Below are 24,985 nucleotides of genomic sequence, written 5' to 3'. Positions count from 1 at the left end.
CCTGCCGGCAGGCCACAATGGAGCCCATGGACCAGCACAGTGAGGACAGCTCCCTCGACACCGGGGCGCAGGAGGCCACGGAGGGCACGCCGGTGCGGGCGCGCCAGCTCGAGCCCGGGGCCGACGGCCGGGGCCGTGTGGTGCTGGCCGCCACCCCGATCGGCTCCAGCCTGGACGCCTCGGACAACCTCAAGGCGGTGCTGGCCGGCGCCGAGGTGATCGCCGCCGAGGACACCCGTCGGCTCGTCACCCTGCTGCGACGCCTGGGGGTGCGCAGCCGCGGCCGGATCATCAGCTACTTCGACCAGAACGAGGCCTCCCGCACCCCCGAGCTGGTGGCCGAGCTGGAGGCCGGCAGCAATGTGGTGGTGGCCACCGATGCCGGCATGCCCTCGGTGAGCGATCCCGGCTACCGGCTGGTGCAGGCCGCCGTGGAGCAGGGCCTGGAGGTCACCTGTGTGCCCGGGCCCAGCGCCGTGCTCACCGCGCTGGCGGTCAGCGGGCTGCCGGTGGACCGCTTCTGCTTCGAGGGTTTCCTGCCCCGCCAGGGGGGCCCGCGGCGACGCCGGTTGGCGGAGCTGGCCGCCGAGCCGCGCACCATGGTCTTCTTCGAGGCGCCGCACCGGCTGGCCGACTTCCTCACCGACTGCGCCGCGGAGCTGGGTGCCGACCGCCCGGCCGCGGTCTGCCGCGAGCTCACCAAGCCGCACGAGCAGGTGGCGCGCGGCAGCCTCGCCGAGCTGGCCGAGCGTGCCGAGGAACTGGCCCGCGGCGAGATCTGCGTCGTGGTGCAGGGCCGCGAGCAGACCACCGATGCCACCGACGCCCTCGCGCTGGTGCAGCAGCGCATCGCGCAGGGTGAGAAACTGTCCGCGGCGGTGGCCGAGGTGGCCCAGCTCACCGGCGCCAACCGCAAGCAGCTCTACCAGGCTGCCCTCGACGCGAAGGGAACCCGATGACGATCGCAGAGCGGCTCGACGAGCTGCACCTGCCCGGCCTGCCCGAGCCGCTGCCCTCACCGGTGGTGGACTCCCACACCCACCTGGACTCCACCCGCGAGTACTCCGGCCTGGACGTGGAGACCAACCTGGCCGCCGCGGCCGCCGTCGGCGTGGACCGGGTGGTGGAGGTGGGCTGCGACGTCGCCTCCTCCCGGATCGCCGTCGAGCTGGCCCAGCGCTTCGAGCAGGTGGTGGCCGCCGTCGCCATGCACCCCAACGACGCCGCCCGCAGCAGCGACCTGGACGCGGACCTGGCCGCCATCGACGAGCTGGCCGCCGCCGAGGGCGTGCGCGCCATTGGTGAGACCGGCCTGGACCACTACCGCACCACCGAGCCCGATGCCCATGCCGTGCAGGAGAAGAGCTTCGTCGCCCACATCGAGATGGCACGGCGCCACGGGCTCAGCCTGGTGATCCACCACCGCGAGGCGCACGACGACCTGCTGCGCGTGCTGGCTGCCGAGCAGCTGCCCGAGCGCGTCGTGATGCACTGCTTCAGCGGCGACGCGGACTTCGCCCGCGCCTGCCTGGACCACGACGCCTGGCTCAGCTTCCCCGGCGTGGTCACCTACAAGAACGCCGGCTACCTCTCCGAGGCGCTGAAGGTCACCCCGCTGGAGAAGGTGCTGGTGGAGACCGATGCCCCCTACCTGACGCCGGTGCCGGCCCGCGGCAAGGCGAACGCGCCCTACCTGGTGCCGCACACCCTGCGCTTCATGGCCGAGGTGCTCGGGGCCGACCTGGACGAGCTGTGCCAGCAGGTGCGCCGAAACACCTTCGAGGCCTTCGGTGGCGCCTGGGGGCCGGCCGATGCCTGAGACCGGACTGCTGGATCCCCGCTCGGTCCGCTCCCTGGCCGAGCAGCTCGACCTGCGCCCCACCAAGCAGCGCGGCCAGAACTTCGTGATCGACCCCAACACGGTGCGACGCATCGTGCAGCTCTCCGGGATCGGCGCCGACGACGTGGTGCTGGAGGTGGGCCCCGGCCTGGGTTCGCTCACCCTCGGCCTGCTGGAGACCGGCGCCGCCGTCACCGCCATCGAGATCGACGAGAAGCTGGCGCCGCAGCTGGCCGCCACCGTCGCCCAGCGGATGCCCGAGGCCGCCGACCGGATGGCCGTGGTGCACTGCGACGCCCTGCAGGTCACCGAGCTCGCCGGCGAACCGGTCACCGCCCTGGTGGCCAACCTGCCCTACAACGTCTCGGTGCCGGTGCTGCTGCACCTGCTGGCCATGTTCGACTCCTGGCGCCACGGCCTGGTGATGGTGCAGCTGGAGGTCTGCGACCGGCTGGTGGCCCAGCCCGGCAGCAAGATCTACGGCGTGCCCAGCGTGAAGATGGCCTGGTACGCCGAGGCCACCCGGGTGGGCACGGTGCCGCCGAAGGTCTTCTGGCCGGTGCCCAATGTGGACTCCGGCCTGGTCAAGATCGTGCGACGCGAGCCGCCGGCCACCACCGCCACCCGCGAGCAGGTCTTCGCCGTCGTGGACGCCGCCTTCGCCCAGCGACGCAAGATGCTGCGCGCGGCCCTGGCCGGCATGTGCGGCTCCTCGGCCGCCGCCTCCGAGGTGCTCCAGGCTGCCGGGGTGGACCCGCAGGCCCGTGGTGAGGTGCTGCGGATCGAGGACTTCGCGCGGATCGCGGAGCAGCTCGTCGCGCGGCCAGTGGCCGACTGATCGACTGGTCGGCTAGGTTCTGCGACGTGATGAGCGACGACCCCTCGCGTTTGTGGAGCCCTGCAGAGGATGCCCCGGTGCGCGTCCGCGTGCCCGCGAAGGTCAACCTGGCACTGTGCGTCGGCCCGCTGGGTGCCGACGGCTACCACCCGCTGGGCACCGTCTTCCATGCGCTGAGCCTGCACGACGAGGTGCTCGCCGCTCCCGGTGAGCCCGGTGAGGTGACCCTGCAGGTCAGCGGGGAGACCTCCGCCGACGTGCCGGTGGACGAGAGCAACCTGGCGGTGCGCGCCGCCCGCCTGCTGGCCGCCGAGTTCGGCACCCCCGAGCTCGGGGTCAGGCTGCAGCTCAAGAAGCAGATCCCGGTGGCCGGCGGCATGGCCGGTGGCTCCGCCGACGCGGCCGGCGCGCTGCTGGCCTGCTCGGTGCTCTGGGACCTGGACACCGGCCCCGACGACCTGCACGCCCTGGCCGCCCGGCTGGGCGCCGACGTGCCCTTCGGCCTGGTGGGCGGCAACGCCATCGGCCGCGGCCGTGGTGACCAGCTGGTCCCGCTGCTCAGCTGTGGCATCTACCACTGGGTGCTGGCCTTCGCCCACGGCGGCCTGAGCACCCCGCAGGTCTTCGGCCGCTTCGACGAGATGCTGGAACAGGGCCGCGCGAGTTCTGGCACCGAGGTGCCGGCGGAGGTGGCCGAGGCGCTGGCCAAGGCCGACCCCTTCGCGCTGGGCAAGGCGCTGCGCAACAACCTGGAGGCCCCCGCCCTGGACCTGCGCCCCGAGCTGGCCGAGACCCTGGCCGCCGGCCGCGCCGCAGGAGCCTTGGGCGCCATCGTCTCCGGCTCCGGCCCCACCTGCGCCTTCCTGGCCGAGAGCGAGTCGCGGGCCATGGACCTGGCCACCGAGCTGGGCCGCCTGGAGCAGGTGGCGGCCACCCGTCGCGCCACCGGACCGGCGCAGGGGGCGAGGCTGCTGTGAGCACCGAACCGAGGGGCCGCAGCGAGGCCCAGGACGAGGTCGACGAGCTGGTGGGAGCCTGGCGCCGCGAGCGCCCCGACCTGCCGGTGGAGCCGATGCACGTCTGGTCGCGCATCCTGCGCCTGGCGCTGCACCTGGACGAGGCCCGACGCACCGCCTACGCCCGCCACGAGCTGGAGGGCTGGGAGTTCGACGTGCTGGCCGCGCTGCGCAAGGACGGCGAGCCCTACACGATGAGCCCCGGCGCCCTGCTCAAGCAGACCCACGTCACCTCCGGCACCATGACCAACCGCGTCGACCGGCTGGTGGCCCGCGGGCTGGTGCAGCGGCGCGCCGACCCGAACGACGGCCGCTCGGTGCGCGTGGTGCTGACTGCCGACGGCAAGCAGGTGGTGGACGCCGCGCTGACCAGCCTGCTGGAGGCCGAGGAGTCGCTGCTGGCCGGGCTCAGCGCCCAGCAGCGCGAGGCACTCGCCGGAGACCTGCGCCAGCTGCTCGTCGCCCAGGACCAGCCGCGCGGCTGATCCCTGACCCGACGACGACGGGCCGCCCCCCTCGGGGACGGCCCGTCGTGCGGTCCAGCCGCCTGTCAGACCGGGCTGCGGCTCACTGCTCGTCGACGTCGGGATCGACCATCTCCAGCAGGTCGGCCCGCAGCCAGGCCTCCGGCACGCCCAGGCCCTCCACCAGGGAGAGCGCGTGCGGGCGCAGCTCGCCGCACAGGATGTCCACACCGCCGCTGACCAGCTTGGCGCGGGCGGGGGAGAGCCGGTTGTGCTCCAGGAACCAGCCCTTGTCCTGCTCGATGGAGCTGAGTGCGAACAGGTCACAGACCTTGTTCAGCAGGGCCGCGCTGTTGGCGTCCTTGGTCTGCTCGATGCCGTTGATGAAGGCCTCCAGCGTGATCCGCTCGGTGTGCGCCCGGGCGGCGAAGAGCATGTGCTCGCCCACCAGGCTGATCGCCTCGTACTGCTCCTCCTTGGGCAGCTTGGCGGCATTGCGCATCCGACGCGCCAGCCCCTCGACGGTGTGACGCTCGCGCTCCTCGAACATCTCCAGGTGCCAGCCGCGGCTGGCCACCAGGTCCGGCTCGGAGAGCCGGGTGGCGGTGGCGGTGATCCGCTCCAGCACGGTGCGCGCCACGGTGCGCTCCAGCACCGCGCTGCCCACCATCTTGGCGGTGGCCTGGGCGGTGCCGCGCATGTCCATCTCGCCCCAGTTTCGCTTGTAGTCCAGCAGCAGGCCCTTGGCCACCAGCTGGTTCAGCACGGTGTTGTCACCCTCGAAGGTGGCGAAGATGTCGGCATCCTGACGGCTCAGCGTCATCTGGTTGGCGCTCATGTAACCGGCGCCGCCGCAGGCCTCGCGGCAGACCTGGATGGTGTCATTGGCCCACCGGGTCTGGGCCGCCTTGAGCGCCGCCGCACGAGTTTCCAGGGCCCGCGAGGAGCGGTCGTCGTGCTGGCCGGAGGCATTGGCCTCCATCACCTGCTGCAACGCCTGGGCCGCCTCGTTCATGGCGAAGCCGTAGCCATAGGCACGGGCCACGTTCGGCAGCAGCTTGCGCTGGTGGGTGAGGTAGTCCAGCAGGGTGATCTCCTCGCCCAGCCCTGGCTTGCGGAACTGGGTGCGGCGCAGGGCGTAGCGGGTGGCGATCGACAGGCTGCGACGGGTGGCCGAGGCGGCCCCGCCACCCACGCAGATCCGGCCCCGTACCAGGGTGCCCAGCATGGTGAAGAAGCGGGCGTTCTGGTTCTTGATCGGCGAGGTGTAGACACCGTTCTCGTCGACGCCGCCGTAGCGGTTCAGCAGCATCTCGCGCGGGACGCGGACGTGGTCGAAGCGGATGGTGCCGTTGTCGACGCCCAGCAGACCGCCCTTGTGGCCGTGGTCTCCCGGGGTGACGCCGGGCAGTGGCTCGCCGGCCTCGTCGCGGATCGGCACCAGGATGGTGTGCACGCCCTCGCAGCTGCCGTCCACCCAGAGCTGGCCGAAGACGGCCGCCATTCGGCCGTGCTGCGCCGCATTGCCGATGTAGGCCTTGGTGGCGCCCGGTGTGGGGGAGTGCACCTCGAACTCCCCGCTCTCCGGAAGCCAGGTGATCGTGGTCTCGATCGAGCTCACGTCGGAGCCGTGGCCCAGCTCGGTCATGGCGAAGCAGCCCGGCAGCTCGCAGCTGATCGCCCCGGGCAGGAAACGCTCGTGGTGCCAGTCGGTGCCCAGGTTGGTGATGGCGCCGCCGAACAGGCCGTGCTGGACGCCGGACTTGATGGTGAGCGAGAGGTCTCCCATGGCCATCATCTCGAAGTTGGCGACGCTCTCGGCATGGCTGCCGGTGCCGCCGACGCTGCTGGGGAAGCCCGCGGTGATGAAGGACTTCTCGGACAGGTTGCGCATCGCCTCGAAGGCCCACTGCCGCGCCTCGTCCATGCCCATGCCCGGGTCGCGCAGGATCTCCTCGGCCTGCACCTCGTCGCGCCAGCGCTGCTTGATGGCGTGGAAGGGGCCGTCCAGCGCCTCGGCGAGGCTGGCTCCGTCGACCGGGGCCAGCAGGGTGTACTTCGGGCGGGTGGAGCTGTCCTTGCCGCGCGGCTCGGCCGGTGCTGCGGAGGTCAGGCTGTCGGTGCTCTTGGCAGTGCTGGTCTCGGTGCTCAGGGTCATCATTGGCTCCTGCGGTTCGGACGCATGGCGTCAGGGTTGGTGCGGTGCCCCAGCGGTGCTGAAGGCGGGGGTGAACAAGGCGTCGACGTAGGCGACGATCTCGGGGCGGGGGCGGACCATGCCGGTGGACAGCCACTTGTCGGCCACGGCCCAGACGAAGCCGACCACGCCGTGGCCCCAGGTCAGCGAGGCCTGCGGGTCCTGCCCGGAACGGACCAGGTGCTCGGCCATCGCCTCGGCGACCCGGTCCCCCAGCCGCGTGGTGAAGGAGCCCACTGGGTCGGCGACGGGCACGTCGGCCAGCGGGCGGGAGACCACGAAGCGGTAGATCTCCGGGTCTCGCTGCACCAGGCCCAGGTAGGTGTCGGTCAGCTCGGCCACCAGCCGTGCCGGCTCGGTCTTGGCCTGGCGCAGCGGCACCTCGAGGTTGGTGAGGATGTAGTCGTGCACCCACTCCACGACGGCGGTGTAGAGACCGGTGCGGTCCCCGAAGTGGCGGTAGATGACGGTCTTGGAGGTGCCCGCGGCGGCGGCGATCTCGTCCATGCCGACGCCAGCGCCGTGGCGGCGAATGGCGCGCAGCGTGGCGGCCACCAGCTCGCGCCGACGCTCGACGCGGTGGCGCTCCCAGCGCGCGGTGCGCCCGTCGACCGGGGTCTCCAGCGTCACCTCCTGGGCTGGCCAGACCAGGTCCACTCGCTCTTCCATGGCGCCAATGTACCTGCTACCGTCGGTATCGGCTACCCCCAGTTTCGACTACACAATGCAAGAACTTCTTGGCCGTCAAGACATCCAGCCACGCCTCATCGACGAGCGGGCCCCATCCGGAGGAAGCAATGAACCAACAGTCCCTGCGCACCGCGGTCGTGGTGGGCGGCAACCGCATCCCCTTCGCCAAGAGCGGCGGCGCCTACGCCTCCGCCTCCAACCAGGACATGCTCACCGCCGCGATCGACGGCCTGGTGGCACGTTTCGGCCTGGCCGGCCAGCAGCTCGGCGAGGTGGCCGGCGGCGCCGTGCTCAAGCACTCGCGTGACTTCAACCTCACCCGCGAGTCGGTGCTGGGCTCGGCGCTGGACCCGCACACCCCGGCCGTCGACATCCAGCAGGCCTGCGGCACCGGCCTGGAGACCGTGGTCTACATCGCGAACAAGATCGCCGTGGGCCAGGTGAGCACCGGCATCGCCGGCGGCGTCGACTCCGCCTCGGATGCCCCGATCGTGGTCAGCGAGCCGCTGCGCCGCGCCCTGCTCAAGCTCAGCCGGGCCCGTACCCCGCAGCAGAAGCTGGCCGCGCTGGCCGCCATCCGCCCGCAGCACCTCGCCCCGGTGCCGCCCGCCGTCAACGAGGCCCGTACCGGCCTGTCGATGGGCGAGAGCCAGGCCATCACCACCCGTCGCTGGGAGATCAGCCGCGAGGCGCAGGACGAGCTGGCCGCCGCCAGCCACCACAACCTGGCCCGCGCCTGGCAGGAGGGCTTCTTCGACGACCTGGTGACGCCCTACCGTCGCGTCACCCGCGACACCCCGCTGCGTCCCGACACCACCGTCGAGAAGCTGGCCGCCCTCAAGCCGGTCTTCGGCAAGGGGGAGGGGGCCACCATGACCGCCGGCAACTCCACCCCGCTCACCGACGGTGCCGCCGTGGTGCTGCTGGCCGAGCAGGAGGAGGCCCGACGCCGCAACTGGCCGGTGCTGGCCCGCTTCGTCGACGCCGAGGTAGGTGCCAGCGACTACGTCACCGGCAGCGAGGACCTGCTGCTGGCCCCCACCCATGCCGTGCCGCGCCTGCTGGAGCGCAACGGCCTGCGGCTGGAGGACTTCGACCTGGTGGAGGTGCACGAGGCCTTCGCGGCCACGGTGCTGGCCACCCTGAAGGCCTGGGAGCAGTCCGGCCTGGGCACCGTCGACCGCAGCCGGCTCAATGTGAACGGCTCCTCGCTGGCCGCCGGTCATCCCTTCGCCGCCACCGGCGGGCGGATCGTGGCCAGCCTGGCCAAGATGCTCGCCGCCAAGGGCCCCGGTTCCAAGGGGCTCATCTCCATCTGCGCCGCCGGTGGCCAGGGCGTCACCGCAATCCTGGAGGCCTCCTGACATGCCGAAGAAGTCCGTGCTCGAGACCATCTACAAGACCCCGGTGGGCCACGCGCTGGCCACCCGAGCCGGCCTGGCCGACCCGCCGCGGCTGCGACGCGGCCGCACCGCCGCCGAGGGCCAGGTGCTGCTGCAGCAGCTCGACGGGGGCGGCATCGTCGCCCAGACCCTGGACCTGCTGGGCATCGCCCACGGCACCCCACTGCTGGACCTGCCCGAGAACCGCACCGAGACCACCGACGACAAGGGCCGGACCCGGACCAACCCGCCGGCCTACAACGCCCGCCCGGGAGCGGTGCTGGTGGACGCCACCGGCATCACCCGGCTGGAACAGCTGGAGGGAGTGCGCCAGGCGCTGCGCCCGGCCATGAAGGGCCTGGAGCGCTCCGGCCGGGTGGTGATCGTGGGCCGCGCCGCCAGCGCGGTCACCGACATCGAGGCCAAGGCCGTCGCCCAGGCGCTGGACGGCATCAACCGCACCGTCGGCAAGGAGCTGCGCGGCGGGTCCACCAGCAACCTTGTCTGGCTCGCCGAGGGCGCCGGTACCGAGGACTTCGCCAGCTCGCTGCACTTCCTGCTGCAGGGGCGCTCCGCCTTCGTCAGCGGCCAGACCTGGACGGTCGCGCCGCGCAAGCAGGGCGACGCCGTGGGCGAGGACTTCGACCGCGAGCGTCCGCTGGCCGGCCGCGTCGTGGTGGTCACCGGCTCCGCCCGGGGCATCGGCGCTGCCATCAGCCGCACCTTCGCCCGCGACGGGGCGCACGTGGTCTGCGTCGACATGCCGCAGGCCGGCGACGCCCTGGCGGCGGTGGCCAACGAGATCGGCGGCAGCGCGCTGCAGCTGGACATCACCAGCGACGGCGCCGGGCAGCGGATCGCGCGTCACGTCGCCCAGCTCTTCGGCGACGACGCCCGGATCTGGGCCATCGTGCACAATGCCGGCATCACCCGCGACAAGATGCTCGCCAACCTCGACGAGAAGCAGTGGGCGCAGGTGATCGAGGTCAACCTGGCCGCCGAGATGCGGATCAACCAGGAACTGCTCGACCCGACGCTGGCCGGTGGCCTGGCCGAGAGCGCACGGATCGTGGGCATCGCCTCCACCTCCGGCGTGGCCGGCAACAAGGGCCAGACCAACTACGCCGCCTCCAAGGCCGGCGTGATGGGCTATGTCTGGGCCATGAAGGAACTGCTCGCGGACCGCCCGGTGACCATCAATGCGGTGGCCCCCGGCTTCATCGAGACCGACATGACCGCCGCCATCCCCTTCGTCTCCCGCGAGATCTTCCGGCGCACCAACTCGCTGGGCCAGGGTGGCCAGCCGGTCGACGTCGCCGAGACCATCGCCTGGCTGTGCGATCCCGCCAACGGTGGTGTCGACGGCCAGGTGGTGCGGGTCTGCGGCCAGAACCTGGTGGGTGCCTGATGGCCGCCGACCAGCTGGGCCGCGTCGTCCTGCCCACCCTGCCCGGGGTGGGGCCGCTGATCGGCCGGGCGGCCGCCACCTCCTTCGGGCGCCCCGGCCCGGACCGGGGCATCCCGCAGCGCAGCGTGGCGGTGGAGGACCACCACTGCGACCCGGAACGGCTGGCCGCCTATGCCCGGGTCTGCGGCTTCGGGCTGCGCGACCAGCTGCCAGCCACCTGGCTGCACGTGCTCACCTTCCCGCTGCAGGCCTGGCTGATGAGCCGGCGCGACTTCCCCTTCGCGCTGGCGGGGATCCTGCACGTCAGCAATGACATGACGCTGCACCGGGCCGTGGGCGCCGACGAGCCGCTCACCCTGGAGGTGGAGGCCCGCAACCTGCGCCCCCACCGCAAGGGCGTCACCTTCGACATGTGCGGCACCGCCCACGTCGGGGAGGAACTGGTGTGGGAGGGAACGTCGGTCTACCTGGCCGGCGGCAAGAAGCTGCCCGGGGAGCCTGTGCCCGGCCTGCGCCTGGACGCCCCCGAGGTGGTGCCCAGCCAGCGCTGGACGCTGCCGGGGGACCTGGGGCGGCGGTACGCGGCCGTCTCGGGCGACGTGAACCCGATCCACCTGCACCCGCTGGGCTCGCGCCTGTTCGGCTTGAAGCGCCCCATCATCCACGGCATGTGGACCCATGCCCGCGCGATGGCCGCGCTGCAGGCCCGGATCCCGGAGGCGCACCGGATCCAGGTGCAGTTCACCAAGCCGCTCTCGCTGCCCGGTCGGGCCAACTTCGGCGTGGTCGAGAGCGACGGCCTGGCCCGCTTCGCGGTGGTCAATTCCGACGGCTCCAAGCCCTACCTGATCGGTGAGGTGAGCTGGCCGGTCGCGTGACCTCTTGGTCGGTGAGGGACTGGGCGTCCGCTGAGCGCGGCGGGCCCCGGTCCCGGCCGGCTTGTTAGCGTTGAAGCGTCAACAAACCTCCGACGACAGGTTCATCGTGCTTGTAGACGCCCACACCGCCGTATCGCTGCCGACGCTGCTGTCGACCGATGTCGTGGGGACGGTGATGGACTGGCTGATGCGCCTGATGACGGCCATCGGCGCCCCCGGCGCCGCGCTCGCCGTGGCGCTGGAGAACATCTTCCCGCCGATCCCCAGCGAGGTCATCCTGCCGCTGGCCGGTTTCGCCGCCGCCGAGGGGCACTTCTCACTGGCCGCCGCCATCGCCTGGACCACCCTCGGCTCGGTGGTCGGTGCCTGGTTGCTCTACTGGCTGGGCCAGGTGCTCGGCGAGGCCCGGCTGCGCCACATCGTCGACAAGCTGCCGCTCACCCGGCAGAGCGACATCGACACGGCGATGGCCTGGTTCGACCGCCATGGTGACAAGGCCGTCTTCTTCGGCCGGATGGTGCCCGGAGTGCGTTCGCTGATCTCGGTGCCCGCCGGCCTGCACGGCATGCGGGCCGTCCCCTTCACCCTGTGCACCACGCTGGGATCCCTGCTGTGGAACAGCCTGCTGATCTTCGCCGGCTACGAGCTGGGCGCCAACTGGACCGTGGTGGAGGGCTGGGTCGGCCAGGTGCAGAACGTGGTCGTGGCGCTCGTGCTGGCGGCCGCCGCCTGGTTCGTGGTCAGCCGGCTGCGCCAGCGCTCCGGCGGCCCTGCCTCCGGCGAGGACGCCTCCCAGGAGGATGCCAGCCAGGACGACGTTACCCGTGCCGCCGATGAGCAGCTCGACGAGCGCGAGCCGGTGCGCGTCGGCTGAGGCCGCGGACCGCGCCCGCACCACGCCGCGGCCCCGCTAGGCTCAGCCGCGTGACCAAGCCCCTCACCGTCCTCGTCATCGGAACCGGTGGCCGCGAGCACGCCCTCGCCCTGGCCATCAGCAAGGACCCGGCCGTCGAGGCCGTCCACGTCGCCCCCGGCAATCCCGGCACCGCCGGCTTCGCCACCAACCACCCGGTGGAGGCCACCGACGGCGAGGCCGTCGCGGCGCTGGCCGCCGAGCTGGACGCAGACCTGGTGGTGGTCGGCCCCGAGGCGCCGCTGGTGGCCGGCGTGGCCGACGCCGTGCGCGAGGCCGGCATCGCCTGCTTCGGGCCCGGCCGCGAGGCCGCCCGGCTGGAGGGCTCCAAGGCCTTCGCCAAGGAGGTGATGGCCGCCGCCGGCGTCCCCACCGCCGCCGCCCGGGTCTGCACCACCCAGGAGGAGATCGAGGCCGCGCTCGACGAGTTCGGACCCACCTACGTGGTCAAGGATGACGGCCTGGCTGCCGGCAAGGGCGTCGTCGTCACCGATGATCGTGCCGAGGCGCTGGAGCACGCGCTGGCCTGCGAGCAGGTGGTGATCGAGGAATTCCTCGACGGCCCCGAGGTCAGCCTGTTCGCCATCACCGACGGCACCACCAGCCGCCCGATGCAGCCGGCGCAGGACTTCAAGCGCGTCGGCGACGGCGACACCGGGCCCAACACCGGCGGCATGGGCGCCTACACCCCGCTGCCCTGGGCGCCGGCCGACATCGTCGATCAGGTGGACGCCACCGTGATCCAGCCCACCCTGGCCGAGATGCGGCGCCGCGGCACCCCCTTCAGCGGCCTGCTCTACGCCGGCCTGGCGCTGACCAGCAAGGGGCTGCGCGTGGTGGAGTTCAACGCCCGCTTCGGCGACCCGGAGACCCAGGCCCTGCTGGCCCGCCTCGACACCCCGCTGGGCCAGTTGCTGCACGCGGCCGCCACCGGCACCCTGGCCGAGACCCCGCCGCTGGCCTGGGGGCAGGGAGCCGCCGTCGTCGTGGTGATGGCCGCCAACGGCTACCCGGCCGCTGCGGAGGTGGGCGGTGCGATCGAGCTGGCCCCCGACACCGACCGGGCCCACACCATCCAGGCGGGTACCACCCTGTTCGAGGACGGCACCCTGGCCGCCGACGGTGGCCGGGTGCTGGGCATCGTCGGCACCGGGGCGGACCTCGTTGAGGCACGCGAGGCGGCCTATGCCCAGGTGGCGGCCACCGATTTCGCCTCCGGCTTCAACCGCACCGACATCGCCCTGCTGGCCAGCCAGAACAAGATCAACACGACGGAGAAGTGAGCACAGTGAGCGTTCCCAATGTCCTGGCCACCCGCTACGCCTCGCAGGCGATGCGCGCGATCTGGTCGCCCGAGAACAAGATCATCGCCGAACGCGAGCTGTGGATCGCCGTGCTCGAGGCGCAGCGCGACCTCGGCGTCGACTTCGGTGGCGACGACCCGGATGCCGTGATCGCCGACTACCGCGCCCACCTCACCGAGGTGGATCTGGCCTCCATCGACGCCCGCGAGCGGATCACCCGTCACGACGTGAAGGCGCGCATCGAGGAGTTCAACGCGCTGGCCGGCCACGAGCACATCCACAAGGGCATGACCTCGCGCGACCTGACCGAGAACGTCGAGCAGCAGCAGGTGCTGGCCTCGCTCACGCTGCTGCGTGAGCGCCTGGTCGCCGCCCTGGCGATGACCTCCGACCTGGCCGTGCAGTACACCGAGCGCGCCGTCACCGGCCGCAGCCACAACGTGGCCGCCCAGGTCACCACCCTGGGCAAACGCTTCGCCTCCGCCGCCGATGAGATGCTGATCGCGGAGCGTCGGATCGCCGAGCTGGTGCAGCGCTACCCGGCGCGCGGCATCAAGGGCCCGATGGGCACCTCCCAGGACATGCTGGACCTGCTGGGCGGCGACACCGCCAAGCTCGCCGAGCTGGAGCGACGGGTGGCCGAGAAGCTCGGCTTCGCCACCGTGCTCGACTCGGTGGGCCAGGTCTACCCGCGCAGCCTCGACTTCGACGCGGTCAGCGCCCTCTACCAGGCCTCGGCCGGCCCCTCCAGCCTGTGCACCACGCTGCGCCTGATGGCCGGCAACGAGCTGGTCACCGAGGGCTTCAAGCCCGGCCAGGTGGGCTCCTCGGCCATGCCGCACAAGATGAACGCCCGCTCCTGCGAGCGTGTCAACGGCTTCAACGTGATCCTGCGCGGCTATGTCGCCATGACCGAGGGCCTGTCCGGCGTGCAGTGGAACGAGGGTGACGTGAGCTGCTCGGTGGTGCGTCGTATCGCCCTGCCCGACGCCTGCTTCGCACTGGACGGCATGTTCGAGACCTTCCTCACCGTGCTGGCCGACTTCGGCGCCTTCGGGGCCGTGATCGACGCCGAGCTGGAGCGCTACCTGCCTTTCCTCACCACCACCAAGGTGATGATGGCTGCGGTGCGCAAGGGCGTGGGCCGCGAGGAGGCCCACGAGGCGATCAAGACCAATGCGGTGGCCGCCGCACTCGAGATGCGCGAGACCGGGCGGCGTGACAATGACCTGTTCGACCGGCTGGCTGCCGAGCCGGGCCTGCGGCTGTCCCGCGAGGAGCTGGCCGCCCTGGTCAGCGAGCCGCTGCAGCTCACCGGTGATGCCGGCGCGCAGGTGCAGCGCGTGGCCGAGCGGGTGGCCGGCCTGGTGGCCGCGCACCCCGAGGCGGCGGCCTACCGCCCCGGCCAGGTGCTCTGAGCCGCCGTGGCCGGCGCGCGGGCGGTCTTCCTGGGGCTGACCACCCTCGACGTGGTGCAGCGGGTGTCCGCGCGCCCGGCCTGGGGCGCGAAGTCCGTGGTGGAGTCCACCGAGCTGACCGCCGGGGGACCGGCGGCCAATGCCGCCGTGACCGCCGCGGCCCTGCTGGGCGAGGCCACCCTGGTCACCGGCCTGGGCGGATCACCCATCGCGGAGCTGTGCCGCTCCGACCTGGTGGCCCACGGCGTGCGCATCGTGGACCTGGCGCCGCAGGGCTTCCAGGTGCCCACCAGCACCTGTTTGGTGGAGCCCGACGGCACCCGCACCGTCTTCTCCACCAGCGCCCTGACCAGCCGGCTGCCGCTCACCGAGCCGGCCCGGCAGGCGGTGCTGCGCGCCGATGCCCTGCTGCTCGACGGCCACCATCCCGTCGCCGCCGGGATGGCCCTGGGCCAGGTGGCCGACACCGACTGCCTGCTGGTGCTCGACGCCGGCAGCGTGAAGCCCGCCGCGGAGAGCTGGTTGAGCTGGATCGACGTGGTGGCCGGCTCCGCCGACTACGCCGCGGGGCTGGGCACCGACCTCGCGGGTGCGGTGGAGCACGTGCTGCGCGCGGGCGCCACTGCCGCGGTGATGACCGACGGTGCCGGCGAGGTGCTCCACCAGGACCCGGTGGGTGCCGGCCGTCACCGACCGCCCACCGTCGAGGCCGTCGACACCCTCGGTGCCGGCGACGCCTTCCACGGAGCGCTGGTGGCGGCGCTGCTCAGCAACGGGGGAGATCTCGGGTCAGCGGTGCGACAGGCCTGTGACACCGCCTAGGAGAGGGTCAGGCACCCCGGCGCTCGCCGTTGGCTGAACTTCCTGTGATGGGCTGGGACCCTGACACCGGTGCGTGACAGGATCTCGCCATGACCAAGACCTCCCTGACCTCCATCGTGCGCCTCCCCGTTGTCGCCGTCGGCATCGCGGCCCTGGCCCTGACCGGCTGCGGCGGCTCCGACAAGACCGAGAGCAGCTCCACCAGCACCAGCACCTCCACGAGCAGCCCGAGCATGGCCGCCAGCAGCGAGGCCAGCAGCACCTCCTCGTCCACCGAGAGCGCCTCGCCCGCCGCTTCGGACAGCGCCTCCGCCGTTGCCTCGGACAGCGCCTCCGCCGTCGCCACCACCCCGGCCGCCAGCAGCTCTGCCGCCGCCGGCGGCAAGAATGTCTGGGCCACCACCCCGGCCACCGGCACCACCATCAAGGGCAGCGGCTACACCTACGTCGTGCCCAAGGGCTGGAAGGACGCCCGCAAGCAGGCCGGCGCCAATGCCGCCAAGATGGACACCGTGGTGGCCAACTTCGGTGACACCGACGGCTTCGCCGCCAACATCAATGTCATCAAGACCGGCATCGCGGACCTGGCCAAGGATCCTGAGGCCTTCGACAAGATGAGGGAGCAGCTGGAGGCCCAGGGCGGCACCGGCATCAAGGAGCTGCCCGCCACCACCCTGCAGGGCGCCCCGGCCGTGCGCTACAAGGTCACCATGCAGGGCAACTCCGCCGAGCAGTGGCTGGTCAGCCAGGGCAAGGAGACCTACGTGCTCACCTTCTCCGACGGCAAGAACAGCACCGATCCGCTGATGACCAAGACCTTCGGCCCGATCGTGTCCAGCTGGAAGTGGACCGCCTGATCCAGCCAGCACGTTCCCGTGCCACGGGGCCCGGTGGGAGATCCTCCCGCCGGGCCCCTAGCATGTGGCCATGAGCCATCCTCGCCTGCTGCTGCCCGCCGTCCTGCTGCTGGGCGGATGCCTCACCCTGTCGGCCTGCAGCCAGGACAGTGCTCAGCAGGGCAGCTCCCCGGCCGCGACGCCGAGCGCCCAGGCCGTGAGCTCCGGCCCGGTGCAGCCCAACATCTGGCTCACCACCCCGGCCACCGGCAGCCCGGTCACCGGCAAGGGCTATGGCTTCAAGCTGCCCGCCGGCTGGGCCGACATCACCCAGCAGATCCGCAGCTCGCAACCCGAGGCGGGCTTCGACGTGGCGGTGCAGGACGCCACCGACTCCGACGGCTTCGCCAGCTACTTCACCGTGCTCTCCAGCGGTGTGGCGGACATGGTGGGCCGTACCGGCTTCGCCGACTTTCTCAAGGAGGAGCTGGAGGGCAGCGGGGCCACCGGCGTGGTGGTGCTGCCCGAGACCTCCCTGGACGGCTCGCGCACCCTGCGGCTGCGCGGTGAGATGACCCAGGGCAAGCTCACCTGGCACACCGAGCAGTGGGTGGTGAGCCACGGCCAGGACACCTACGTGATCACCTTCGCCGCGAACCAGAAGACCACCGACGCGAAGATGGCTGAGATCTTCGGGCCGGTGGTCTCCTCGTGGAAGTGGAGCGCCTGACTCAGCCCTTCCAGCTGTAGACCAGCATGGAGTAGGGGGCGATGTTCAGGGTGCCGGAGTGGTCGAAGCCGTCCTGGCCCTGCTCCTCGGCGCCGATGTCGTAGGCCTCCGCCGAACCGAAGTCGGGCGAGTAGAGCGGGGCGTCGGAGTTGAACTTCAGCTCCCACAGGCCACCGGCCGGCAGGCCGATGCGGTAGTTGCCACGGGTCTCGCCGGAGGCGTTGACCACCACCACGACGTCGTCACCGGTGCCGTGGGCATCCCAGCGGTGCCAGGCCATCACCTTGAAGTCGTCATTGCCGTGGAAGACATTGAGGCCCTGCCCGCGCAGGCCACGGGTGTCGTCGTCGAAGTTGCGCCGCAGCCGCATCACGTCGCGGTGCAGCGCCACGATGCCCTGGTAGGTCTCGTTGAGGTTCCAGTCCAGCGGCATCTCGTCGGAGAAGTAGCCGCCCTGCAGGAATTCCTGTCCCTGGAAGATCATCGGGATGCCCGGCGTGGTGAGAGCGATCATGGTGCCCAGGGTGGCGCGCTTGGTGGCATACCAGCCCTGCTGGTCGTAGGGGTTCACCTCCGCGACGGTGCGGGCCTTGCCGTTGGCCACCTCGTCATGGCTCTCGGTGTAGACCACGCGGCTGAAGGCATGTCCGTCGTAGTTGTGCTCGATGGCGCCGCGCAGCTCGGGCAGCGAGCGCTCGGAGTCGTTGTAGGCGGCCAGCAGACGGCGCACCGGGTGCACGAAGGCGGCATCCCACTGGGCGTGGAAGTTGGCCTGTCCCTCGCCCTCGCCCACCATGTTGGGGTCGTTGAGCATGTCCTCGGCGATCAGGATCTCGCTGGGGAACTCCTTGCGCAGCTCGCTGTTGATCCAGGCCATCAGCGCCATCCCCTCGGGGATGTCGTTGGCGCCGACGTCCTTGCTGCGGATGTAGGCGGTCATGTCGTAGCGCAGGCCGTCGGCGTGGTAGTCGCGCAGCCACATGAAGGCGTTGTCGCGGATGAACTGGCGCACCTCGCCGCGGCCGTAGTCCGGGCGGGCGTCGCCCCAGGGGGTGGAGGAGCGCCAGTCGTTGTAGAAGTAGATGCCGCCCTTGTCGTTCTCGCTCCAGCCGTCGAACTGCCACAGGTCCAGGTCGCTGGGGCCGAAGTGGTTGTAGACCACGTCGACGATGACCGCCAGGCCGCGCTTGTGGGCCTCACGGATGAAGGTCTTGAGCCCGTCCGGGCCGCCGTAGGCGCTCTCGACGGCGAAGACGTGGGCGGGGTTGTAGCCCCAGGAGCGGTCGCCGGCGAACTCCATCACCGGCATCAGCTCGATGGCATTGATGCCCAGGTCCACCAGGTGGTCCAGCTTCTCGGTGAGCGAGGAGAAGGTTCCCAGGCCGCCGTCGGGGGAGGTGAAGGAGCCGACGTGGAGCTCGTAGATCACCAGCTCGTTGTGCGGCAGGCAGTGGAAGTCGTCGCCCTGCCAGTCGAAGGCGGAGTGGTCGTAGACGATGCCATTGCCGATCGAGTTGGTCACCTGGTGGGCGTAGGGGTCGATCTTGTCCAGCTGCATCTCGCCGTTGACCAGGTGGAACTTGTACTCGTCGCCCACCTTCGCGCCGGCCACGAAGCCGTACCAGTAGCCGCTGTCCTCGGCGGTGAGCAGGTCGGCGTCGTTGTGCCACTCGTTGAAGCTGCCCATCACCGACACGCTGCTGGCGTGCGGGGCCCAGACGCGGAAGGCGACGCCCTCCTGGGTGGCAATGGCGCCCATTCCGGCGACGTGCTCCTGGTTCGACATGCAGTGTCCTTCGTGGATTGTGCGCGGCGCCGCGCGCGTGGCGCTGATCTGAGATGGTGCGGGGTGCTGAGATGTTGATCGTGCAACAGGGTACGTGACGCCGGGCCCTGCCGACCCGGGTTCGGCCCACAGCGCCTCGGCGCGTCCGCTGTGAAGAGTTAACGGTGGCTCCATCTGGGACGGCCCCGGTGCTGGTCGGCCGCGTGCCATATTCGTTGCTGGCAGAGCAAAGCCGGTACCCGGCCGCGTCGGGGAGTGCTCGGCCGGTCCTCGGGCAACCCGATCGGGACCGGCGCGATGGGAGCTTCCCGGAAGGATTTGTGGGCAGGCACCGACGGCGGGAACATGGTTGCAGCTGACAAACGATTGGGGGGGATCGCATGCAGGACGACGAGTCCTCCGCCGACTTCGCCTCCGTGCTGGGGCAGGCGATCCGTGAGCGCGGGCTGACGCTGGACAGCATCCGACGGCGCCTGGAGCAGCACGGCGTCACGGTCAGCGTCGCCACCCTGAGCTACTGGCAGAACGGCCGCAGCCACCCCACGCGGGCGCACTCGCAGCGCACCCTGAGCGCCCTGGAGCGGGTGCTCAACATGCCGCCGGGCGCCCTGGTGCAGGTGGCGCCGGCCAACCCGGTGAAGCGGCGCGCCTCCTCGGTGGGTGGCCCCACACCCCTGCCGCAGCCGGTCTCCGAGCTGCTGGCCCGCGCCGGGCAGAGCTCGCAGTACCTGCGCAAGCACTCGAGCCACATCGTGATGGGCATGGCGCCTGACCGCAGCCCCAGCTCCGAGCTGGTGCGCCAGGTGGTGCAGTGCACCAAGGCCGGCACCGCCTCCTTCCCGGTGGTCTCCACCATGGAGCCGGGCGTCCAGCAGGAGGTGCACGGGCTGTCGAACTGCGTCGCGGGTGCCGTCACCGAGGTGCCCGAGAAGGAGCTGGTGCTCACCGAGATGCACCTGACCCGGCCCCTGCGGCTGGGCGAGTACCTGATGCTGGAGTACATGACCACGCTGGCGCCCGACCCCTCCGGCACCACCTCCTTCGGCGTCATGATGGACAAGTTGTCCGAGCTGGTGCTGGAGGTGCAGTTCCCCCTCGATGACCCGCCGGCGCGCGTGGTGAGCTACACCTCGGCCAGCGGCGGTGGGCCGGAGACCGCGGACGAGGAGGCCCTGGAGGTCACGCTGAGCGAGGGCGCCGCCCAGGTGGTGAAGGTGGACTGCCCCGCCGCGGTGCACATGATGAGCTGGGAGTGGGCGAGCGTCCCGCCCGAGACCGAGCCCGCCCCGGCCTGATCCGACCCGGCGACCGCCCGAACCATCGTCGCTGTGTGGGCGCGCCGAACCGCACGCCCGCGCGCCCCTAGAGTGTCTGCGTGAGCCAGTACTCCTCCCTGCAGCTGCCCCTGATCCATGCCGGCAAGGTCCGCGAGCTCTACGCGCTGGAGCGCCCGGACGCCATGCTGATGGTGGCCACCGACAACATCTCGGCCTACGACTTCGTGCTCGAGCCCGGCATCGACGACAAGGGCGTCGTGCTCACCCAGCTCTCGCTGTGGTGGTTCGACCAGCTGCGCGAGGTGGCCGACAACCACGTCCTGTCCGCGGATCCCGCCACCGAGCTGCCCGCCGCGGCCGCCGAACAGGTGCGCGGCCGGGCGCTGGTCTGCGAGAAGCTCGACATGATCCCGGTGGAGTGCGTGGCCCGCGGCTACCTGACCGGCTCCGGCTGGGTCGAGTACCAGGCCAGCGGCACGGTCTGTGGCATCCCGCTGCCCGCGGGGCTGCAGGACGGCTCCCGGCTGCCCGAGCCGATCTTCACCCCCGCCACCAAGGCGCCGATGGGTGAGCACGACGAGAACGTGGACTTCGAGACCATGTGCGCCACCACCGGCGTCGAGCTGGGGGAGCAGATCCGCGACCTCACCCTGGCGGTCTACGCCCGCGCCGAGCAGATCGCCCGCGAGCGCGGCATCATCCTGGCCGACACCAAGCTGGAGTTCGGCCGGCGCGCGGACGGCACCATCGTGCTGGCCGACGAGGTGCTCACCCCCGACTCCTCCCGCTTCTGGGATGCCACCACCTGGCAGCCCGGCGGAACGCTGGACAGCTTCGACAAGCAGTACGTGCGTGACTGGCTGACCCGCTCCTCGGGCTGGGACCGCCACGGCGACCAGGCCCCGCCGGCGCTCCCGGCCGAGGTGGTGCGCGCCACCCGCGAGCGCTACCTGGACGCCTACCGACGCCTCACCGGCACCGAGCTGCAGCTTCCCGCCTGACGGCCGGGGCCGTCCGGACTGCCCGGGGTGCCGGGCTCAGGCCCGGCTGAGCAGGCCGAGCCCCGCCAGCACCAGCAGCACGCCCAGGCCCATCACCACGGTGAAGGGCTCGTGCAGCACCAGGACCGCCAGCAGGTTGGCCACCATCGGCTCGGCCAGCGCGACGGTGGAGGCGGTCGCGGCGTCGATGCTGCGCAGCCCCTGCTGGTAGAGCAGATAGGCCACCGCCGTCGCCACGACGCCGAGCCAGCCCAGCACCAGCAGGTTGCGCGGCTCGCTCACGAAGGCCAGGTCCTGACGCAGCAGCGGGACGGCCAGTACCAGTGAGGCCACGGCGAAGATGCCTGAGGTGAGCGACACCTGGTCGGCGCCGCTGCCGGACAGTTCCCGGCCGGCCACCGAGTAGAGCGCGAAGGCCGCCCCTGCGGCCACGGCCAGTGCCAGGCCCCACCAGTCGAGCCGACGCGAGCCACCCGAACCCAGCACCAGCAGCGCCGCCCCCGCCAGCCCGACCAGCGTGGCCACTGCCCACAGTCGCGAGGGTCGCAGCCCGTGGAGCAGCCAGCCCACCAGTCCGGCGACGCCCGGCGCGGTGGCCAGCATCACCAGGGTTCCCACGGCCACGCCGGTGCGGTCCACGGCGGCGAAGAAGGTGAGCTGGTAGGCGGCCACCGAGAGACCGGCCGCCATCAGCCAGGCGGGACGTGCGGTGCGCAGGGTGCGCAGCCAGCGGACGGGGCCGCGCAGCAGTGCCAGGGCCAGCAGGGCGATGGCGGCCACCAGGGCGCGCAGGCCGCCCACCGCGACGGGCGAGTGCTCGCCCACCAGCAGGGCCTGGGAGGTGCCGGTGGTGCCCCACAGACAGGCGCCGGACAGGGCCAGGGCGACGCCGGCGGCCCGGCGGGGCGAGTGGGGATGGCTCGTCACGCGCCACAGCCTAGGCAGCGTCGGCGCGGACACGGGCGGACGTCCACCGGCGCGGACACTCCGATAGGATCGGGGCCATGGCCCTTGTTGTCGTCGACGTGATGCCCAAGCCCGAGATCCTTGACCCGCAGGGCAAGGCCGTCACCGGTGCACTCAACCGCCTTGGCTACACCGGCTTCACGGTGCGCCAGGGCAAGCGCTTCGAGATCGAGGTGGACGGCGAGCTGACCGAGGCCCGTCTCGACCAGGTCCGCGATGCCGCCGAGAAGCTGCTCGCCAACACCGTCATCGAGCAGTTCGACGTCTCCGTGCGGGGGCAGTGATGGCGCGCATCGGCGTCGTCACCTTCCCCGGTTCGCTCGACGACCAGGACGCCGCCCGTGCGGTGGAGCTGTGCGGTGCCGAGGCGGTGCCGCTGTGGCACGGCTCGGACTCGCTGCAGGCCGTCGATGCCGTCATCCTGCCCGGTGGCTTCAGCTACGGCGACTACCTGCGCTGCGGCGCCATCGCCCGCTTCAGCCCGGTGATGGACCAGGTGGTGCGCGCCGCGAACGGTGGCATGCCGGTGCTGGGCATCTGCAACGGCTTCCAGGTGCTCTGCGAGAGCCACCTGCTGCCCGGCGCCATGATCCGCAACGAGCAGCGCCACTTCGTCTGCACCGACCAGCGGCTGCGGGTGGAGACCAATGACACCACCTGGACCCGGGACTTCGGCGTCGGCGACGAGATCAGCATCGTGCTGAAGAACGGCGAGGGCAACTACCAGGCCGATCCCGAGACGCTGCAGCGGCTCGAGGAGAACAACCAGGTGGTCTTCCGCTACATCGACGGCAATCCCAACGGCTCCAACCACGACATCGCCGGCATCACCAACGAGCGCGGCAACGTGGTGGGCCTGATGCCGCACCCCGAGCACAATGTGGAGGAGCTCACCGGCCCCAGCCTGGACGGTCGCACCTTCTTCAGCTCGGTGCTCGGCTTCCTGGCCGCACGCGTCTGAGCACAGCTCCCTCGACGCAGGCCCCGGGTCCCACCGGCGCCGCACGAGGCACAGGAATGCAGCAGGACCCCGCCGGAATCCGGCGGGGTCCTGCTGGTTCAGCGGGGCTCAGCTGTTGCGGCCACGCCCGCGGTCACGACCGCGACCGGCGGCGTAGACCTGCACCACGGTGGGACGCGGCACGGTGTTGTTGTAGTCGGGGAACTGGGAGACCTGCTTCTCCCAGGTGCCGTCCTCGCCCGGGTGCTGCACCGAGACGAAGACGGTGCGGTCCTGGTCGCGCACGATCGGGCCGCAGGTCTCGGCGTCGACGGGCACCGACAGGAACTGCTCCACCCGGCCACGCTCGCGGCCGCTCAGGGTGACCTTGAACAGACCGTCGTTGTAGCCGATGCCGTCCGGGGCGCCGTCGGTGGAGATCCACAGGTTGCCCACCGAGTCGAAGGCCAGGTTGTCGGGGCAGGAGATCGGCGAGACCCGCTCGCGCGGGAAGCCCGCGAAGTAGGTGTTCGCATCGGTCTTGGGATCGCCGCAGACCAGCAGCAGGTTCCAGGAGAAGCCCACCGAGGTCTGGTCACCCATCTCGAAGATCTCGACGACGTGGCCGTCGCGGTTCTCCACGCGGGGGTTGGCCTCGTCGGCACCCGCCTTGCCGGCCTTGCCGCGGTCGGAGTTGTTGGTGCAGGCGACGTAGACGCGACGCGAGAGCAGCGAGGGCTCGACGTCCTCGCAGCGGTCCATCTTGGTGGGCTGCAGCTTGTCGGCGGCGGTGCGGGTGTAGACCAGCACCTCGTCGACGCTCATGCCCTCCACCATGGACTTGCCGTCCTTGACCAGCGGCAGCCACTCGCCGGTGCCGTCGAAGCGGCCGTCGGAGGGCAGGGCGCCGGTGCCGTCGATCTCGGCGGCCGGGGAGTCGCCCTTGAAGCGGGCCACGTACAGGTCGCCCTCCTCCAGCAGGGTCATGTTGTGGCGACGGTCACCCTTGCGGAACTTCTTGCGGGAGACGAACTTGTACAGGTACTCGAACTTCTCGTCGTCGCCGGAGTAGGCCACCACGTGGCCGTCCTCGGCCACGATCACGTTGGCGCCCTCGTGCTTGAAGCGGCCCAGCGCGGTGTGCTTGCGGGGGGTCGACTTCGGGTCGAAGGGATCCACCTCGACGATCCAGCCGAAGCGGTTGGTCTCGTTCTCGAAGCCGGGGTTGCGGGTGTCGAAGCGGGGATCGCTGTGCTCCCAGCCGCGCACGGTCTCCTTGTTGGTGATGCCGTAGCGCTTGTCGCCGGCCGAGGTACCGCCGCCCACGAAGTAGGAGTGGAAGTTCTCCTCGCCGGAGAGCAGGGTGCCCCAGGGGGTCAGGCCGCCCGAGCAGTTGCCCAAGGTGCCCAGCACCTTGGTGCCCGAGGGATCGGCCTTGGTCTTGAGCAGGTCGGAGCCGGCGGCGGGGCCGGTCATCTTGTAGGCGTCGTCGATCAGGATGCGACGGTTCAGCTTGGCGCCCTTGACGTAGCTGTAGGGGCTGGAGCTGTTCTTGCGCTCCAGCTCCACCACGCTCAGGCCGTGGTTGATCATGCCCAGCTCGCGCTTCTGCTCCACCGGCATGTTGGTGGGGAACATGATGTTCTCGTTGGTGTACTCGTGGTTGACGAACATCACCGCGCGGCGACCCCTGCTGCCGGGGATCTCCTGGATCTCGGTGTAGTCGTTGTTGTAGCCGAACTGGCGACGCGCGGCGGCGGCGGTCTGGCGGTTGGGGTCGAAGGCCGGTGCGTCGGCGAACAGCGGGTCGCCCCAGCGGATCACCGGCTTCCAGGTGTAGCCCCGCGGCACCGTGAACTCGTCGACGTGGTAGTCGACGGGGCGGATGGCGTCGAAGTTCAGCGGGCTGCCCTTGGCGCCACGGCCCTCGGACAGGTGCTCGGCCAGGGGCGCGGCGGCCGCCGGGGCGTCGAAGCGGGAGGCGCCGAACAGCGCCACCGCACCGGCGGAGCCCGCCAGCACGCTGCGGCGGGAGACCGCCGAGGCGGCGATGTCACGGAAGTAGTCGTTGCCCGTGGTGTTGCAGGTCTCGCCCATGCACTGGCTGTCGCACTTCAGGGCGCAGGTCACTGCGGACCGCTTGCCACGCACGTGGTCGATCATGGGGAGGAAGCGCTTGTCCATCGTCAAACCTTTCGACAGCCCTGTCGGGCCGGTTGGTGGGTTGTGATGGAGTCAAGCAGCGAGCGGTTGACCATTCCTGACCGTCAGCTGAACGC

Annotated in this window: 21 protein-coding genes and 2 pseudogenes; 18 read left to right on the top strand and 5 right to left on the bottom strand. The window is 71.2% G+C overall.

The annotated features are described in order from the left end of the window. Positions 1-26 precede the first annotated feature (26 nt). From rsmI to ABD073_RS10510, 5 genes are read left to right on the top strand one after another with little or no spacing between them, the layout of a single operon-like run. Positions 27-959, top strand: coding sequence for a 16S rRNA (cytidine(1402)-2'-O)-methyltransferase (rsmI, locus tag ABD073_RS10530; protein ID WP_343874399.1), 933 nt, complete (start codon positions 27-29; stop codon positions 957-959). Beyond that, positions 956-1,819, top strand: coding sequence for a TatD family hydrolase (locus ABD073_RS10525; RefSeq protein ID WP_343874397.1), 864 nt, complete (start codon positions 956-958; stop codon positions 1,817-1,819). The genes rsmI and ABD073_RS10525 overlap by 4 nt, the downstream gene beginning before the upstream one ends. Continuing rightward, entirely contained in the window at positions 1,812-2,678 is an 867-nt protein-coding gene (gene rsmA / locus ABD073_RS10520) for a 16S rRNA (adenine(1518)-N(6)/adenine(1519)-N(6))-dimethyltransferase RsmA (protein ID WP_343874395.1), read from the top strand. The genes ABD073_RS10525 and rsmA overlap by 8 nt, the downstream gene beginning before the upstream one ends. A gap of 29 nt (positions 2,679-2,707) precedes the next feature. Beyond that, positions 2,708-3,655, top strand: a complete 948-nt coding sequence (locus ABD073_RS10515) for a 4-(cytidine 5'-diphospho)-2-C-methyl-D-erythritol kinase (RefSeq protein WP_343874393.1) — start codon at positions 2,708-2,710, stop codon at positions 3,653-3,655. Continuing rightward, positions 3,652-4,179: a MarR family winged helix-turn-helix transcriptional regulator gene (locus tag ABD073_RS10510; RefSeq protein WP_343874391.1), complete on the top strand. Its 528-nt coding sequence runs from the start codon at positions 3,652-3,654 to the stop codon at positions 4,177-4,179. The genes ABD073_RS10515 and ABD073_RS10510 overlap by 4 nt, the downstream gene beginning before the upstream one ends. An 82-nt stretch (positions 4,180-4,261) precedes the next feature. Here ABD073_RS10510 and ABD073_RS10505 read toward each other — a convergent pair whose 3' ends face one another. Both ABD073_RS10505 and ABD073_RS10500 read right to left on the bottom strand, forming a co-directional pair. Continuing rightward, positions 4,262-6,316 carry an acyl-CoA dehydrogenase family protein gene (locus tag ABD073_RS10505; protein ID WP_343874389.1) on the bottom strand — a complete coding sequence of 685 codons (2,055 nt, stop codon included), beginning with the start codon at positions 6,314-6,316 and terminating at the stop codon, positions 4,262-4,264. 30 nt (positions 6,317-6,346) lie between these two features. Further along, entirely contained in the window at positions 6,347-7,024 is a 678-nt protein-coding gene (locus ABD073_RS10500) for a TetR/AcrR family transcriptional regulator (protein ID WP_343874387.1), read from the bottom strand. A 128-nt stretch (positions 7,025-7,152) separates the two neighbouring features. Between ABD073_RS10500 and ABD073_RS10495 the strand changes: the two genes are divergently transcribed. The 9 genes from ABD073_RS10495 (at position 7,153) to ABD073_RS10455 (ending at position 16,736) form a co-directional block, all read left to right on the top strand. Beyond that, a complete protein-coding gene (locus ABD073_RS10495; RefSeq protein ID WP_343874386.1) occupies positions 7,153-8,409 on the top strand; it encodes an acetyl-CoA C-acetyltransferase in 1,257 nt (418 codons plus the stop codon). 1 nt (position 8,410) lies between these two features. Next, a complete protein-coding gene (locus ABD073_RS10490; protein WP_343874385.1) occupies positions 8,411-9,835 on the top strand; it encodes a 3-oxoacyl-ACP reductase in 1,425 nt (474 codons plus the stop codon). Further along, a complete protein-coding gene (locus ABD073_RS10485) occupies positions 9,835-10,713 on the top strand; it encodes a MaoC family dehydratase (protein ID WP_343874384.1) in 879 nt (292 codons plus the stop codon). Before ABD073_RS10490 ends, ABD073_RS10485 begins: the two co-directional genes overlap by 1 nt. Before the next feature lie 106 nt (positions 10,714-10,819). After that, positions 10,820-11,587 (top strand): DedA family protein, encoded by a 768-nt coding sequence (locus tag ABD073_RS10480; protein WP_343874383.1) that lies wholly within the window; start codon positions 10,820-10,822, stop codon positions 11,585-11,587. A 50-nt stretch (positions 11,588-11,637) separates the two neighbouring features. Then, positions 11,638-12,909: a phosphoribosylamine--glycine ligase gene (gene purD / locus ABD073_RS10475; RefSeq protein WP_343874380.1), complete on the top strand. Its 1,272-nt coding sequence runs from the start codon at positions 11,638-11,640 to the stop codon at positions 12,907-12,909. Positions 12,910-12,914: 5 nt separating this feature from the next. After that, entirely contained in the window at positions 12,915-14,348 is a 1,434-nt protein-coding gene (gene purB / locus ABD073_RS10470; RefSeq protein ID WP_343874378.1) for an adenylosuccinate lyase, read from the top strand. A 6-nt stretch (positions 14,349-14,354) separates the two neighbouring features. After that, positions 14,355-15,170: a carbohydrate kinase family protein gene (locus ABD073_RS10465; protein WP_343874375.1), complete on the top strand. Its 816-nt coding sequence runs from the start codon at positions 14,355-14,357 to the stop codon at positions 15,168-15,170. An 89-nt stretch (positions 15,171-15,259) separates the two neighbouring features. Continuing rightward, positions 15,260-16,027 carry a hypothetical protein gene (locus tag ABD073_RS10460; protein WP_343874372.1) on the top strand — a complete coding sequence of 256 codons (768 nt, stop codon included), beginning with the start codon at positions 15,260-15,262 and terminating at the stop codon, positions 16,025-16,027. Between the two features lie 70 nt (positions 16,028-16,097). Further along, positions 16,098-16,736, top strand: coding sequence for a hypothetical protein (locus tag ABD073_RS10455; RefSeq protein WP_343874369.1), 639 nt, complete (start codon positions 16,098-16,100; stop codon positions 16,734-16,736). A gap of 1 nt (position 16,737) precedes the next feature. Here the strand turns inward: ABD073_RS10455 and ABD073_RS10450 are convergent, their stop codons facing one another. Then, on the bottom strand, positions 16,738-18,522 hold the full coding sequence (locus ABD073_RS10450; RefSeq protein WP_343874367.1) for an alpha-amylase family glycosyl hydrolase: 1,785 nt from the start codon (positions 18,520-18,522) through the stop codon (positions 16,738-16,740). Between the two features lie 380 nt (positions 18,523-18,902). Between ABD073_RS10450 and ABD073_RS10445 the strand changes: the two genes are divergently transcribed. After that, positions 18,903-19,817, top strand: coding sequence for a helix-turn-helix domain-containing protein (locus ABD073_RS10445; protein WP_343874364.1), 915 nt, complete (start codon positions 18,903-18,905; stop codon positions 19,815-19,817). Positions 19,818-19,897: 80 nt separating this feature from the next. Continuing rightward, positions 19,898-20,776: pseudogene (locus tag ABD073_RS10440) on the top strand (phosphoribosylaminoimidazolesuccinocarboxamide synthase); the annotation flags it as partial. Between the two features lie 60 nt (positions 20,777-20,836). On the opposite strand, the gene ABD073_RS10435 reads toward ABD073_RS10440, so the two are convergent. Beyond that, positions 20,837-21,727, bottom strand: a complete 891-nt coding sequence (locus ABD073_RS10435) for a DMT family transporter (protein ID WP_343874361.1) — start codon at positions 21,725-21,727, stop codon at positions 20,837-20,839. A gap of 59 nt (positions 21,728-21,786) precedes the next feature. On the opposite strand from ABD073_RS10435, the pseudogene purS reads away from it, so the two are divergent. Then, positions 21,787-22,050, top strand: a pseudogene (gene purS / locus ABD073_RS10430) (phosphoribosylformylglycinamidine synthase subunit PurS); the annotation flags it as partial. Continuing rightward, a complete protein-coding gene (gene purQ / locus ABD073_RS10425) occupies positions 22,050-22,727 on the top strand; it encodes a phosphoribosylformylglycinamidine synthase subunit PurQ (RefSeq protein WP_343874358.1) in 678 nt (225 codons plus the stop codon). The pseudogene purS and the gene purQ, both read left to right, overlap by 1 nt. 108 nt (positions 22,728-22,835) lie before the next feature. On the opposite strand, the gene ABD073_RS10420 is transcribed toward purQ, so the two are convergent. Next, positions 22,836-24,890 (bottom strand): PhoX family protein, encoded by a 2,055-nt coding sequence (locus ABD073_RS10420; protein ID WP_343874357.1) that lies wholly within the window; start codon positions 24,888-24,890, stop codon positions 22,836-22,838. Between the last annotated feature and the right edge of the window lie 95 nt (positions 24,891-24,985).

The sequence above is a fragment of the Luteococcus peritonei genome, assembly GCF_039526385.1.
Taxonomy (GTDB): Bacteria; Actinomycetota; Actinomycetes; order Propionibacteriales; family Propionibacteriaceae; genus Luteococcus; species Luteococcus peritonei.
Note: the sequence above shows the minus strand (reverse complement) of the source record. Positions and strands in the feature narration are given on the sequence as shown.

Coding starts and splice junctions, on each gene's coding strand:
- ABD073_RS10450 (WP_343874367.1), bottom strand. CDS start 18,522: ATGTCGAACCAGGAGCACGTCGCCGGAATGGGCGCCATTGCCACCCAG.
- rsmA (WP_343874395.1), top strand. CDS start 1,812: ATGCCTGAGACCGGACTGCTGGATCCCCGCTCGGTCCGCTCCCTGGCC.
- ABD073_RS10515 (WP_343874393.1), top strand. CDS start 2,708: ATGAGCGACGACCCCTCGCGTTTGTGGAGCCCTGCAGAGGATGCCCCG.
- purQ (WP_343874358.1), top strand. CDS start 22,050: ATGGCGCGCATCGGCGTCGTCACCTTCCCCGGTTCGCTCGACGACCAG.
- ABD073_RS10500 (WP_343874387.1), bottom strand. CDS start 7,024: ATGGAAGAGCGAGTGGACCTGGTCTGGCCAGCCCAGGAGGTGACGCTG.
- ABD073_RS10485 (WP_343874384.1), top strand. CDS start 9,835: ATGGCCGCCGACCAGCTGGGCCGCGTCGTCCTGCCCACCCTGCCCGGG.
- ABD073_RS10495 (WP_343874386.1), top strand. CDS start 7,153: ATGAACCAACAGTCCCTGCGCACCGCGGTCGTGGTGGGCGGCAACCGC.
- ABD073_RS10420 (WP_343874357.1), bottom strand. CDS start 24,890: ATGGACAAGCGCTTCCTCCCCATGATCGACCACGTGCGTGGCAAGCGG.
- ABD073_RS10445 (WP_343874364.1), top strand. CDS start 18,903: ATGCAGGACGACGAGTCCTCCGCCGACTTCGCCTCCGTGCTGGGGCAG.
- ABD073_RS10525 (WP_343874397.1), top strand. CDS start 956: ATGACGATCGCAGAGCGGCTCGACGAGCTGCACCTGCCCGGCCTGCCC.
- ABD073_RS10505 (WP_343874389.1), bottom strand. CDS start 6,316: ATGACCCTGAGCACCGAGACCAGCACTGCCAAGAGCACCGACAGCCTG.
- ABD073_RS10490 (WP_343874385.1), top strand. CDS start 8,411: ATGCCGAAGAAGTCCGTGCTCGAGACCATCTACAAGACCCCGGTGGGC.
- ABD073_RS10460 (WP_343874372.1), top strand. CDS start 15,260: ATGACCAAGACCTCCCTGACCTCCATCGTGCGCCTCCCCGTTGTCGCC.
- ABD073_RS10455 (WP_343874369.1), top strand. CDS start 16,098: ATGAGCCATCCTCGCCTGCTGCTGCCCGCCGTCCTGCTGCTGGGCGGA.
- rsmI (WP_343874399.1), top strand. CDS start 27: ATGGACCAGCACAGTGAGGACAGCTCCCTCGACACCGGGGCGCAGGAG.